This window comes from Nonomuraea harbinensis (assembly GCF_019396385.1).
Classification (GTDB): Bacteria; Actinomycetota; Actinomycetes; order Streptosporangiales; family Streptosporangiaceae; genus Nonomuraea; species Nonomuraea ferruginea.
Window position 1 is genome coordinate 1 of record NZ_JAHKRN010000054.1, and the last position, 12,148, is coordinate 12,148.

13 protein-coding genes and 1 rRNA gene are annotated in these 12,148 nt (G+C 71.0%); 8 read left to right on the plus strand and 6 right to left on the minus strand.

Features of this window, described 5'->3' with window-relative positions; translation table 11 throughout:
- Positions 1 to 102: ribosomal RNA gene (rrf, locus tag KME79_RS36840) — 5S ribosomal RNA — on the plus strand; the annotation flags it as partial.
- Between the two features lie 129 nt (positions 103 to 231).
- Here the strand turns inward: rrf and KME79_RS36845 are convergent.
- Both KME79_RS36845 and KME79_RS45730 read right to left on the minus strand, forming a co-directional pair.
- The gene (locus KME79_RS36845) at positions 232 to 981 is read right to left on the minus strand and encodes an SAM-dependent methyltransferase (RefSeq protein ID WP_219550031.1); all 750 of its coding nucleotides are present in this window, start codon (positions 979 to 981) and stop codon (positions 232 to 234) included.
- Between the two features lie 388 nt (positions 982 to 1,369).
- Positions 1,370 to 2,635, minus strand: a complete 1,266-nt coding sequence (locus KME79_RS45730) for a hypothetical protein (protein WP_246641046.1) — start codon at positions 2,633 to 2,635, stop codon at positions 1,370 to 1,372.
- Here KME79_RS45730 and KME79_RS45735 point away from each other — a divergent pair.
- Entirely contained in the window at positions 2,573 to 3,880 is a 1,308-nt protein-coding gene (locus tag KME79_RS45735) for a hypothetical protein (protein ID WP_308249188.1), read from the plus strand. The two genes, KME79_RS45730 and KME79_RS45735, sit on opposite strands and share 63 nt — an antisense overlap.
- A gap of 55 nt (positions 3,881 to 3,935) precedes the next feature.
- Here KME79_RS45735 and KME79_RS36855 read toward each other — a convergent pair whose 3' ends face one another.
- Positions 3,936 to 4,862 (minus strand): MBL fold metallo-hydrolase, encoded by a 927-nt coding sequence (locus tag KME79_RS36855; RefSeq protein WP_219550033.1) that lies wholly within the window; start codon positions 4,860 to 4,862, stop codon positions 3,936 to 3,938.
- A gap of 109 nt (positions 4,863 to 4,971) precedes the next feature.
- Between KME79_RS36855 and KME79_RS36860 the strand changes: the two genes are divergently transcribed.
- Entirely contained in the window at positions 4,972 to 5,367 is a 396-nt protein-coding gene (locus KME79_RS36860; RefSeq protein ID WP_219550035.1) for a single-stranded DNA-binding protein, read from the plus strand.
- Positions 5,368 to 5,446: 79 nt separating this feature from the next.
- On the opposite strand, the gene KME79_RS36865 is transcribed toward KME79_RS36860, so the two are convergent.
- The gene (locus KME79_RS36865) at positions 5,447 to 6,925 is read right to left on the minus strand and encodes a DUF1015 family protein (protein WP_219550037.1); all 1,479 of its coding nucleotides are present in this window, start codon (positions 6,923 to 6,925) and stop codon (positions 5,447 to 5,449) included.
- A gap of 98 nt (positions 6,926 to 7,023) precedes the next feature.
- Here KME79_RS36865 and KME79_RS36870 point away from each other — a divergent pair, with 98 nt between their 5' ends.
- Positions 7,024 to 7,446, plus strand: a complete 423-nt coding sequence (locus KME79_RS36870) for a tetratricopeptide repeat protein (protein WP_148031235.1) — start codon at positions 7,024 to 7,026, stop codon at positions 7,444 to 7,446.
- Positions 7,447 to 7,459: 13 nt separating this feature from the next.
- Here the strand turns inward: KME79_RS36870 and KME79_RS36875 are convergent, their stop codons facing one another.
- Positions 7,460 to 7,939: a GNAT family N-acetyltransferase gene (locus KME79_RS36875; RefSeq protein WP_219550039.1), complete on the minus strand. Its 480-nt coding sequence runs from the start codon at positions 7,937 to 7,939 to the stop codon at positions 7,460 to 7,462.
- Between the two features lie 796 nt (positions 7,940 to 8,735).
- Between KME79_RS36875 and KME79_RS36880 the strand changes: the two genes are divergently transcribed.
- Entirely contained in the window at positions 8,736 to 9,707 is a 972-nt protein-coding gene (locus KME79_RS36880) for an HAD-IIA family hydrolase (RefSeq protein WP_219550041.1), read from the plus strand.
- A gap of 94 nt (positions 9,708 to 9,801) precedes the next feature.
- Here the strand turns inward: KME79_RS36880 and KME79_RS36885 are convergent, their stop codons facing one another.
- Positions 9,802 to 10,149: an SCP2 sterol-binding domain-containing protein gene (locus tag KME79_RS36885; RefSeq protein WP_148031238.1), complete on the minus strand. Its 348-nt coding sequence runs from the start codon at positions 10,147 to 10,149 to the stop codon at positions 9,802 to 9,804.
- Between the two features lie 125 nt (positions 10,150 to 10,274).
- Here KME79_RS36885 and KME79_RS36890 point away from each other — a divergent pair, with 125 nt between their 5' ends.
- From KME79_RS36890 to KME79_RS36900, 3 genes are read left to right on the plus strand one after another with little or no spacing between them, the layout of a single operon-like run.
- Positions 10,275 to 10,433: a hypothetical protein gene (locus KME79_RS36890; RefSeq protein WP_187281133.1), complete on the plus strand. Its 159-nt coding sequence runs from the start codon at positions 10,275 to 10,277 to the stop codon at positions 10,431 to 10,433.
- Entirely contained in the window at positions 10,430 to 11,242 is an 813-nt protein-coding gene (locus tag KME79_RS36895; protein ID WP_219550043.1) for a TlyA family RNA methyltransferase, read from the plus strand. Before KME79_RS36890 ends, KME79_RS36895 begins: the two co-directional genes overlap by 4 nt.
- Positions 11,239 to 12,138, plus strand: coding sequence for an NAD kinase (locus KME79_RS36900; protein WP_219550045.1), 900 nt, complete (start codon positions 11,239 to 11,241; stop codon positions 12,136 to 12,138). The genes KME79_RS36895 and KME79_RS36900 overlap by 4 nt, the downstream gene beginning before the upstream one ends.
- Positions 12,139 to 12,148 lie beyond the last annotated feature (10 nt).

Here is a 12,148-nt window from a genome sequence, read left to right on the forward strand (position 1 = left end):
GGGAAGGAAACACCCGGTTACATTCCGAACCCGGAAGTTAAGCTTCTCTGCGCCGATGGTACTGCACTCGGGAGGGTGTGGGAGAGTAGGTCACCGCCGGACAATTTTCATATGGGAAAGGCCCCGACAGTTTCTGTCGGGGCCTTTCTCGTGGGTGAGCCCCGAGGCTATGGCTTCGGGGCTTTTCTCGTTTTCTGGGGCCTCGGCATGCTTGCCGAGGCCCTTTGTGTTTCAGGAGGTCGCCTCCTGGCGGAGTACGAAGACGCCCCAGCCCAGATACTCCCGCCCGTACTCCAGATGTGAACGCCTGGCCGTCGTCAGGAACTCACGCATGGCGTCGGCGTCGGGATCTCCGGGGTTGGCGCGAAGCCAGTCGCTTATCGTCCACCACTGGCTCGCCACGTACCGATCCCAGCTGTCCGGGCTGGCCAGCACCATTTCCAGCAGCTCGAATCCCGCCTGCTCGAAACGCTCTCCCGTACCGGAAAGAGAGGTGAAGGCGTCCTCCTCCAGAGAGAGGGCCCGCACCGCTTCGGGCGGGGGCGGGGTCGTCCAGTAGCACTCTCCCACCAGGGCGAGCCCGTCACGGCGGAGGGGGCGGCGCATCAGGCCGAGGGTGCCGGAAAGGCCGCCGCCGATCCAGGTCGCGCCGATGCAGGACACGATGTCGAACGCCCCCGGTTCGGCGTCGTACGTGCCGGCGTCCGCTTCGACGAACTGGACGCGGTCGGCGACCTCCAGTTCACCGGCGCGATCTCTCGCCGCTTCCAGGAACACCTTGCTGATGTCGACGCCGATGCCCTGATGGCCGTAACGGGCGGACCAGCGATTCAACATTTCGCCCTTGCCGCACGCCAGGTCGAGTTGCCGCGTTCCCGCGTCGACACGGCAGATCTCGCCCAGCAGATCGAGCTTGTCGTCGGTGAGCGGATTGAGTATGCGGTGACGGGCTTCGGCTATTTCATGGAAGCGCAGAGACATGGGGTCAGTCTCACGGAAGCCGTCTCGGCCCTGCCACTCAATATGCAGGTCACTCGGATGACCGGCGGCTTCGGGTCGGCCGGATCCGTGGTTGTGCGGGTTCCGGACATGCCCCGGCTTGCTAGGCTGGGGGAGTACCGGGCCACCCCAACCACGGGTGGCCTTCGTCGCGTAAGGCCCGGGATGGGCGGCGACCAGCCACGGCGGGCCCGTACGGGTAATAGAGGCTCGCTGAGTGAGCCAACGAAATGGACCAGAAGTGAACAGAGATAGCGGATCGGACGGCGAGCAGCGCGGGCGCGGCGATAACGGGGGCGAGCGCTCGCATGGCGACAGGAACGGCGGATCCGGTTCCCGCGGGCGCGACGATCGAGACCGTCCGTTCCGTTCAGGCGGCGACAGGCGTTCCTATCAGGACCGAGGCCGGGGAGGCCAGGGGCGGGGCGAAGGCGGTGGCGGCCGGCCGTTCCGCGACCGCGACGATCGCGGGCCGCGCGGCGCCGGGGGTTACCGGGATCGCCGTGAGGGCGACGACCGCCGTTCCTATCGGGATCGTGACGAAGGTCGTCCTTCCGGAGATCGTGGCGAGAGCCGGCCCTACCGGGACCGTGATGACCGCGGTCCTCGGCAGGAGCGTGGTTACAGCGGCGAGCGCCGGTCGTTCCGGGATCGGGACGACCGCGGCTCCCAGCGTGGCCCGTCGAGGGACAGAGACGAACGTCGGCCCTACCAGGACCGTGGGGATCGTCCGTCCCATCAGGACCGTGGCGAGCGTCGGCCATACCAAGATCGGGGTGACCGTCCCTCTTACCAGGACCGTGGTGAGCGTCGCCCCTATCAGGACCGTGGTGAGCGTCGCCCCTATCAGGACCGGGGAGACCGCCCGTCCTATCAGGACCGGGGTGACCGTCGGCCGCACCAGGATCGTGGGGATCGTCCGTCCTATCAGGATCGTGGGGAGCGTCGGCCGTACCAAGATCGTGGGGACCGTCCCTCTTACCAGGACCGTGGCGAGCGTCGCCCTTACCAGGACCGGGGGGATCGTCCGTCCTACCAGGATCGTGGGGAGCGTCGGCCCTATCAGGACCGGGGTGACCGTCCCTCCTACCAGGACCGAGGCGAGCGTCGGCCCTACCAGGACCGTGGGGACCGTCGGCCGGATCAGGATCGCGGCGAGCGTCGCCCCTATCAGGACCGGGGTGACCGTCCGTCCTATCAGGATCGCGGGGAGCGTCGCCCGTACCGCGATCGGGACGAGAGTCGTCCTCCCAGGGATCGTGATGAGCGTCGTCCGTACCGGGATCGCGACGATCGCGGCTCCCGGAGCGAGGGTGAGCGCCGTCCCTTCAGGGAGCGCGACGATCGCGGACCCCGGCGTGACGACCGTGGCCCGCGCCGTGAGGGGGGCTCGCGTCCGTTCTCGCGGGAGGAGCGGCCCGGCACTCGCGCCCGCTTCGGCAGGGACGACCGCGAGGGTGACCGGCCGCAGCGCGAGCCGCTGCCTGAGGTCGCGCCCGACATCAGCGCCGACGACCTCGACAAGGAGGTGCGCGAGGAGCTGCGGTCCCTGCCCACGGATCTTGCCGAACTGGTGGGCCGGCACCTCCTCGCCGCCGAGCGCGCCCTCGAAGAGGACGATCCCGACAAGGCTCACGAACACACCAAGGTGGCGCGCAGGTTCGCGGCCAGGATCGGTGTCGTACGGGAGGCGGCCGGCATCGTCGCGTACCGGGCCGGACACTTCAGCGAGGCGTTGAGCGATCTGCGCGCGGCCAGGAGGATGACCGGTTCGGAGGCGTACCTGCCGGTCATGGCGGACTGCGAGCGCGGGATGGGACGTCCGGAACGGGCGCTCGACCTGGTGCGCTCGCCGGAGGCCGAGCGGCTGGACCGGGCCGGGCGGATCGAGCTGACGATCGTGGAGTCGGGGGCGCGTCGCGACCTCGGCCAGCACGACGCGGCGGTCATCACGCTCCAGCGGCTTCCAGAACTGCGCGACCCGCAGCCCCGTCCGTGGTCGGCGCGCCTGGCGTTCGCGTACGCGGACGCGCTGGAGGAAGCGGGACACCACGACGCGGCGGTGGACTGGTTCGGCAGGGCGGTGGCGTTCGACGAGGACGGCGAGACGGACGCCGCCGAGCGGTACGCCGAGCTGACCGGCGCGACGATCGAGGACGTCGAGGAAGGCTACGACGAGGACTTCGTGTCCCCGGGGGACGCCGCTTCCGAGGCATCCACGGAGGCCGGCGGCGAAGGCGAACCGGAAGCTCGTGACGCCGGACCGGCCGCACAGGATGCCGGCAAGGCCGGCAGCGAGGCGGAGCCGGACGCGCCGCGTGCTGAAGAGGCCGACCATGACGCCGAGCAGGGCAGGTCGTCCGAGCGGCCCGGCGCGGACAACCGCCGTGAGCAGGCCGAGAGCGTCCCGGCTGCGTCGCCCGAGCAGTCCGGGGACGACAGCGACTCGGCCACGTCCCCCGAGCAGGCTCGGGGGGAGGCAGGTACGTCGGCCGAGCGGGCTGAGGGCGAGAGCGACGCGGCCACGTCGCCGGGGCAGCCTCGGGAGGCGGGTACGTCTGCCGAGCGCGCCGGGGACGAGAGTGTCGCTACGTCGCCTGAGCGGGCTGAGGGTGAGAGCACCTCGGCCGTGTCGCCCGGGCAGGCTCGGGAGGAGTCGGGTACGTCGCCTGAGCAGGCCGGGGGCGCGTCGTCCAAGCGAACCGGCGGGGCGGCACGACCCGGTCAGGCGGGCGAGCACGTAGCGGGCGAGCCGGACGAGCCGGCGGATGCCGAGCACGGAAAGCAGGGCGGCGCTTCATCGGTGCCGATCTCCCCGTCCTTCATCGAGCCGGACTTCGGTGACCATGCTGGGGACGAACCCGGTAAGCAGTCCGAGTAGGTGACGCTCTCGGGTACGCACTCCCGTTCCGGCGAGTGCGTACCCGAGGTCGCGTTCACGGGGAGACGCGGTCCAGCCAGTGGAGGATGCCGGCGACGTTCGACGGGGCGCCGCTGAGCAGCTCGAACTGCTCGGCCGTCTCGTCGTCGCCGGCCAGCGCCTGGTAGCGCTCCCTGGTACGGTCCCGCACCATGGCCACGGCGTGGTCCAGGTCCAAGCCTTCGGCGTGGGCCTGGCGGGTGAGGTCCACCCAGATGCGCAGCTCCTCAGCTGATCGGTCAAGTGTGTCCCGTACCGCGTCGACCGGCCCGTAATGGCTGAACAGCAGCCGTTGTGGCTGCAGTGCCTGGAACAGGGCGATCGAGTCGAGGGCGGTCTGCAGGTCGAAGTCCGGAGGCGGGGTGGCCGGGCGCAGATCGCCGGTCTGCGGCAGGTAGACGCCCGCGGCGTCGCCGACATAAAGGTCACCGGTGGCGGAGTCGATCAGCCCTACGTGGTGCTTGGCGTGGCCGGGAGAGTAGTGGCTGCTCAGCGTCCTGCCGTTGCCGAGGTCGATGGCGCCGGTGTCGCCGAGGGCGACGATGCGTTCGGCCTCGGTGGGGGAGAGCTCGCCGAACAGCGTGTCCAGGCGGTCTCCCCACACCATTCTGGCGCTGGCCATCAGCCTGGCCGGTTCGGCCAGATGCCGGGCGCCCTTCTCGTGCACGACGACCTGCGCGGACGGGAAGAACTTGGCGATGTCTCCCACCCCGCCCGCGTGGTCGAGATGAATGTGCGTGACCACGACGGTGGCCAGATCGTCCGGGCCGACGCCCAGCGACGCGAGCGCGTCACGAACGACGGGGGCCGAGGTGGATGTCCCCGTTTCGACCAGGCAGGGACGATCACCCAGGATGAGGTAACCGGCGGTGATACCGGAGTATCCGGCCATCTTCGTGTCGATCTCATAGACGTCGCCGCCCAGGGCGGTGATGTTGTCCACAGGCACTCCAGAGCCGTGTCCGCTATCCCCAGAACGGCGTTCGAGCCGAACTGGACTTCCTCACATCGTAGAGAGTGATCTCCACCCGATCACCAATGGGAGGACGACAGTGGACCGCAACGAGGTCTTGCTGGTGGGACGGCTGTCCGCGGCAGTCGAAGAGCGGAGTCTGCCGAGCGGCGACACCATGACGAAGTGGCGGCTGCTGGTACGCCGCCGCAGGCACAGGCGGGACGGCATGGTCACCGACAGCATCCCGTGCGTCAGCTTCAACCAGGAGGTGGCCGACGTCCTCCGCACTCTCCGACCCCGTGACGCCATGGAGGTCACCGGTGCCTTCCGTTGCCGTGTCTTCGGTCCGGCGTCGGGCAAGGTCTGGGCCTACGAGGTCGAGGTGGCCACGGTCAGGGTCATCGAGGCCGACCCGCTCCCGGCGGGCGAGCCCGGCGAACCGCTGGTCCCTTCCGCGCCCCGCCCGGTCGCCGTCCTCGCCGAGGCGGGCTGACGCCGGGCGGTCCGCTCGGCGGGCCGTCCGTCACGGGCCGGTGCTCTCCGCCGTCGGTGCTCGTGACGGGGGAGAACGGTCAGCGGATGGCGAAGGTTCTCAGGACCAGGCCCGTGCGGGGCTTGGGGCCGAAGGAGGTCGACTTGCGCGGCACCCGCTCGCCGCCCGACGCCACCGCGAGGACGTCGGCGACGTCCAGCGGCCTGAGGATCACGGCGGTGCCACCCGTGGCCGCGGCGAGCTGCACGGCGGCGTGCGGGTCGTGGTGCACGATCCGCACCGTCTCCTCGTCGTCGCGCAGGCCCCACACCTTGGGCAGGACGAACTCGGTGAGGATGGAGGTGTTCAGCGAGTTCCACCGGGCCGAGCGGTCCGCCGGCATGGCCTGCGCGAGCTGCAGCGGGTCGGGGCTGGTGAGGAGGTGCGCGCCGTTCTCACAGGCCAGCAGGAAGGCCGGGCCTTCGGTGTGGTGGAGCGCGTGGAGGCCCTCGTCGAGGTCGCTGAGATCCTGTACGCGCCACGAGCCCTTGGCCCTGGCCACCGCCTCCTCCAGCGGGAGGCCGGGGATGACGCGATGGATGGCCTTGAGGTCGGGCGGGTACGCGTCGGTGTCCACGAGCAAGGCCAGGCCGAAGTCCCACGGGCTCCGCTTGACCTGCTCCGAGTCCTGAGCGCCTCGGCCGTCGTCCTCACGGCCGTTCGAGGGGATCCCGTCCTGGGCGGGGTGGCCGGGTCCGGTGGGTTCGGCGTGCAGGGCGTGTTCGCGGCGCTGGAGTATGCGGTACGTCGCGTACCTGTGATGGCCGTCGGCGATGAGGGCCTGGCGGGGATGGAGGTCGGCGTTGACGGCGGCTATCTCCGCGTCGTCGGTGACCACCCAGAGCCGGTGGGTGAGGCCGTCCTCGGTGTGCGCGGTGACCAGGGGCTCGCGGTGGGTGGCCACCTCGTCCACGAGGCGGGTCGCCGCGCCGTCCTGGCCGTTGTAGAGGAGGAAGATGGGCTCGAGGTTGGCCTGGGTGGTGCTCATGAGGGCCAGGCGGTCGGTGATGGGGCCGGGAAGCACGTCCTCGTGCGGCAGGATGATGCGCTGCGCCGGATCCGGGAGGCAGACGTCGCCGATGATGCCGCGCTGCAGCACCCCTGGGCCTCGCTGCTCGTACACGTAGAGCGCCGGCTGCTCGTCGGGGACGAGGACACCGGACGCGAGCCACGCTTCCAGCGTTCTCCCCGCCTCCTGATACCTGGAATTGGGCGAGACTTGGATCTGACTCTGGGAGGAAACGAGAGGATTGTCAGAGTTAATGGTGTTCTGGTCTGTAGAGGTAGAGGGATCGGAAGGGGGCTTCTGAGCATCAGTGCCGGGTCTGCCGGGAACGATGAGACGGACGACGTTGTTGGGATGAGCGTCCAGCAGGGCGCTCACATCGCCGTCGGAGATCAGGTCGTAAGGCGGGGAGGTCACCTTGGCGGGATCGTCTACGGCGAAGCGGACGCCCCGGAACGGGCGAAGGATCAGCCCGTCCGGTATCGGCAGTTCAGAATTCCCCATACCGGGCATGCTGCCATAAACGCCCGAGTCTTCCCGTAGTCGCCTCAATGCCCCGCTGGGATCCGATTCCGTAACTCCGTCGTATGCCGATGTAGGAGGGCTCACGCATGATGGAAGGTGCCGACGGCCGCGCAGATTCCCCCGGCACTCCCCAGGGTGACGTGTACGACTGGTACCAGCGGGGTGTGAAGCTCTTGAAGGAGGGCAGCCCCGCGGCCGCGGCCGCGCTGCTGGAGCGTGCCGCCGACGCGGAGCCGGATTCGCGCAGCATCAGGGAGGCGCTGGCACGGGCCCAGTTCAACTCCCGCCGGTACGCGGAGGCGGCCAGCAGTTTCCAGTGGATCGTGGACGACAACCCGACGGAGGATTACGCGTACTTCGGGTTGGGGCTGTCGCTGTGGCGGACCGGCGACATCGAGGCGGCCCAGGAGCCGCTGGCGATCGCCGTCGCCATGCGGCCCGACGACCGCAACTACGTGTCGGCGTTGCGCAGCGTCCGGGCCACCTTAAAGGCCCGGAGGGACATGTGAGGCGCGGCTGCCGTCACGGAGGGCTGATCACGTACTGGAGTATGCCGTCCGCGCCGCCCCTGGGCACGGCGCCCAGGCGCCGGGCTAGGCGCTGGGAGGCGACGTTGCCCTCGTCGGTCTCCAGCAGGATCTCCTTGAGGCCCGCTCGCCGGCCCGTCTCCAGGACGGCGAGGGCGGCCTCGGTGGCCAGGCCGGAGCCTCGGCGGGCGGGTTCGAGGCTGTAGACGATCTCCACCTGGCCGCTGTCGTGCCGGCGAAGGCCGCACACGCCGACGAGCTCGTCCCGCAGGTATGCCTTCCACAGGCCGTACCCGTGTTCGGTGAAGTCGTCAGCGCTGTCGGCGAGGAGCGTGGCGGCGAACTCGGCGGAGACCTCCCGGTCGTCGAACAGGTACTGCCTCACTTCCGGCTGGTTCCAGTGCGCGACCAGGATGTCCAGGTCGGCCTGACTGGCCGGGAGTAGTTCCAGCCGGTTGGTACGAAGAACCGTCACACCATCCAGGAAACACGTGTCATCGCCGTCACGCAGCCCGATAGAGCTCCTGTCGCTGCATGACGGCCTCTCCAGGGGAACTCGCCACCGGGGATGAGTGCACCGTTCGGCGTGCGGCCTCGGCGGGTCGGACGTGACTGACGGTAAGAGCAGCGCGCCTCGCGGCACCTTCCACGGCGGATCTGCAGGGCAGGTCGGCGTGGCAGGTCTAGGCGATGCGTCTGCGTGGTGGGTCTGGGCGGTGGGTCTGCGCGGTGAGTCTGGGCGGTGGGTCTGCGCGGTGAGTCTGCGTGGTGAGTCTGCGTGGCGGGGCCGCGTGGCGGGTCTGCGCGGTGCGTCAGCATGGCGGATTTTCGTGGCGGATCTGTACGGAGATTCCTCACAGCGGTCTCCCGGGTGGGGTTCCACTGCGGGACCTGGGGTGTTGTGTGTCGACCTCTGAGTCGGTCGTGGAGTGGGGCCGGCAGCAGATCTCCACGGTGGGTCTCCCGAGGCGGGGCTCGACGGCGTCGCATGGGCCTGTGGGCGGTCTCATGTGGTTCTGGGCGTCCGGTGGCAGGAGCTCTGCGGCCGTGGTCTTGGGCAGCCGGTCGGGATGGCGGGTGTGCGGGAATGGGAGTTCACGGGGGTGCTGGAACGGGACTCACGGGGGTGCTGGAACGGGACTCGCGGGGGTGCTGGAACGGGACTCGCGGGGGTGCGGGGACGGGATTCGCGGGGGTATGGGCGCGAACGTGGCGGTGGGACGGCGGGCTAGAGTCTCACAGGATGTGAGCCGGAGACGGAAAGAGGCGCGGTGCTGATCGACGGTTACGACACCCTGCTGCTCGACCTCGACGGCGTCGTGTATCTCGGGCCCAGGGCCGTGCGCGGCGCGGCCGAGGCGCTGGAGGAGGCGGGGCGGCGCGGGGTGAGGCTGGCGTACGTGACGAACAACGCCTCCAGGACGCCTGCCGCCATCGCCGCCCATCTGCGGGAGCTGAGGGTTCCCGCCGAGCGGGACGACGTGGTGACGTCGGCGCAGGCGGCGGCGCGGGTGGTGGCCGAGCGGGTGCCGGCGGGGGCGAAGGTGCTGGTCGTCGGCGGGGCCGGGCTGCGGATGGCCGTGCGCGGGCAGGGGCTGAGGCCCGTCACGGCGGCGGCCGAGGGGCCCGCGGCCGTGGTGCAGGGGATGTGGGCGGGGCTGTCGTACGGGCTGCTGGCCGAAGGGGCGCTGGCGGTGCGGCAGGGGGCGCTGTTCGTGGCCGCCAACCGCGACTCGACCATGCCCACCGGGCGCGGCGAGGTGCCGGGCAACGGGGCGATGTCGCGGGTGATCGCGTCGGCGACCGGGGTGGAGCCGCTCTACGCGGGGAAGCCGGATCCTCCGCTGCACCGGGAGTCGATGATCCGTACGGGGGCGCGGCGGCCGCTGGTGGTCGGCGACCGGCTCGACACCGACATCGAGGGGGCGCGGAACGCGGGCGTCGACGGGCTGCTGGTGCTCACGGGGGTGGCCAAGCCGCTCGACATGCTCACCGCGCCGCCGCACCAGCGGCCGACGTACGTGGCAGAGGATCTGTCCGGCCTGCTGGCACCGTACCCGGAAGTGCGGGACGGGGCGTGCGGCGGGTGGCGGGCCCGCTGGGTGGAGGGGACGCTGCGGCTCGACGGCGACGGGAGCCGGATCGACGGGCTGAGAGCGGCGTGCGACGCGGCGTGGGCGGCGGCGGGGGACAGCCCCGCCGAGGAGGACGCGGTCAAGCCGGTGCTCGGTCGGATCGGCTGATCCGGTGCTCAAGACGATCGGCTGACCCGGTGATCGGCGGAGGGCGCGACCCGGACCGGCCGCGCCGCCTGCGGTGAGCGGGCGGGCGGCTCGGTCAGAGGAGCCGGCGCAGGCGGAGCAGGTCGCCGAAGCTGGCGTCGATCCTCACCCGGCCGCCGAGCAGCGCACGGGCCAGATCCAGCTCTCCGTCGACCAGCGCCACGAGGTCGTCGCTGACGATCGTCAGCTTCACGTCGGCCGGCCTGCCGTCGGCCGGCGGCGCCTCCAGGAACGGGTCCAGGCCCCCGTGGTGCAGGCGTCCGTGGAAGGTCACGTCGAGATCGGAGACGCGGCAGCTGACCGTGCGCTCGACCACATGCCTGGCACGGTCCTCCTCGTCGATCTCGTCGAACTGCGCGACGAGCTTGACCAGTGCCGCCCGGCACTCCTCGACGCTTGCCATGATCGCTCCCTTTCTACTTCCTTTACGGTCGGTAGCGTTCCACACCGAGCGCCCCGTATGACCCTTCAACGCGTGACACGCCTGCCAAGGTCCCGCGCGCTCGCCCGAGGCGTTACCGTCGAGTCATGAGTGAGCTGCCAGAGGAGACCGGCGACGCGCGGGTCGACGCGGTCCTCGCCGGGCTGGGCCGGCTGCCGGGCCTGCCGGTGAGCGATCACGTGGCGGTGTTCGAAGAGGCGTTCTCCGGGCTGGAGGCCGCGCTGGGCGCCGTGGACGCCCAGTGAGCCGCAGAGTCCGGCTCGACAGCGAGCTCGTGCGGCGCGGGCTGGCCCGCTCCCGGGAGCAGGCGGTCCAGCTCATCGAGGCGGGCCGCGTCACCGTGGGGGGACGGCGGGCGGCCAAGCCGGCCACCCAGGTCGACACCGCCGCCGCCGTCGTCGTGGCCGAGTCCCAGGACGGCCCCGACTACGTCTCGCGCGGCGCCCACAAGCTCATCGGGGCGCTCGACACGTTCGGGAGCCTCACCGTCGAAGGGCGGCGCTGCCTCGACGCCGGCGCGTCCACCGGCGGGTTCACCGACGTGCTGCTGCGCCGCGGCGCGGCGCACGTGCTCGCCGTCGACGTCGGCTACGGCCAGCTCGCCTGGTCGCTGCGCACCGACGAGCGGGTCACGGTGATGGAGCGGCTCAACGTCCGCGACCTCACTCCGGATCTCGTCGGCGAGCCGCCCACGCTGGTCGTCGGCGACCTGTCGTTCATCTCGCTGCGGCTCGTGCTGCCCGCGCTGGCCGCCGTCGCGGCGCCGGAGGCCGACTTCGTGATGCTGGTCAAGCCGCAGTTCGAGGTGGGCAAGGACCTCGTCGGCGCGGGCGGGGTGGTGCGCGACCCCGAGCTGCGGGCGGGGGCCGTGCGCGCGGCCGCGGCCGAGGCGGCGCGGCTGGGGCTGGCCGTGCGCGGCGTCACCTACAGCCCGCTGCCCGGGCCGTCGGGCAACGTCGAGTACCTGCTGTGGCTGGGCAAGGGGGAGGGCGAGCCGCCGGTCGCCGACCTCGAGCACGAGATCCGGCGGGCCGTCGCGGAAGGGCCGCAATGAACCGGACCGTCCTGGTCACCGTCCACACCGGCCGCGAGGCCGCCGTCGAGAGCGCCCGCCTGGTCATCCGGCGGCTGCTCGACGCGGGCCTCCGCGTACGGGTCCTCGACGTGGAGGCCGGCGAGGTCGGCGCGGAAGGCGTGGAGGTGGTGCCCGCGGAGCCGAGCGCCGCCAAGGACGCCGAGGTGATGATCGTGCTCGGCGGTGACGGGTCGCTGCTGCGCTCGGCCGAACTGGCCAGGCCGACCCGCACCCCGCTGCTCGGCGTGAACCTGGGCCACGTCGGGTTCCTCGCCGAGGCCGAGGTCGCCGACCTGGACGACGCCGTCGACGACGTGGTCGCCGGCCGCTACGACGTCGAGGAACGCATGACCATCGACGTGCTGGCCCGCCAGAACGGCAACGTCATCGCCGACACCTGGGCGCTCAACGAGGTCACCGTCGAGAAGCAGGAGCGCATGCTGGAGGTGGTGGCGGAGATCGACGGGCGGCCGCTGTCACGCTGGGGCTGCGACGGCGTGATCTGCGCCACCCCGACCGGGTCCACCGCCTACGCGTTCTCCGCCGGGGGGCCCGTGGTCTGGCCGGAGGTCGAGGCGCTGCTCATGGTCCCGATCAGCGCCCACGCCCTGTTCGCCCGGCCGCTCGTCATCTCGCCGCGTTCCACGGTCGCCGTCGAGATCCTGCCCGACACCCCGGGCGGGGTGCTGTCGTGCGACGGCCGCCGCCGCTTCGACCTGCCCTCCGGTAGCCGCGTCGAGGTGCGGCGCGGCGCCGAGCCGGTGCTGCTGGCCCGGCTGCACGGCGTCGAGAGCACCGGCGCCCCCTTCACCGACAGGCTGGTCGCCAAGTTCGAACTACCTGTGCAGGGCTGGCGTGGGAGGGTGCGACCCTGAATGAATTGAA

What these genes read in the sequence shown, in the direction of transcription:
- KME79_RS36845 (WP_219550031.1), bottom strand. Translation starts at nt 981, where the DNA reads ATGTCTCTGCGCTTCCATGAAATAGCCGAAGCCCGTCACCGCATACTC.
- KME79_RS36865 (WP_219550037.1), bottom strand. Translation starts at nt 6,925, where the DNA reads ATGCCCGGTATGGGGAATTCTGAACTGCCGATACCGGACGGGCTGATC.
- KME79_RS36870 (WP_148031235.1), top strand. Translation starts at nt 7,024, where the DNA reads ATGATGGAAGGTGCCGACGGCCGCGCAGATTCCCCCGGCACTCCCCAG.
- KME79_RS36885 (WP_148031238.1), bottom strand. Translation starts at nt 10,149, where the DNA reads ATGGCAAGCGTCGAGGAGTGCCGGGCGGCACTGGTCAAGCTCGTCGCG.
- KME79_RS36890 (WP_187281133.1), top strand. Translation starts at nt 10,275, where the DNA reads ATGAGTGAGCTGCCAGAGGAGACCGGCGACGCGCGGGTCGACGCGGTC.
- KME79_RS36900 (WP_219550045.1), top strand. Translation starts at nt 11,239, where the DNA reads ATGAACCGGACCGTCCTGGTCACCGTCCACACCGGCCGCGAGGCCGCC.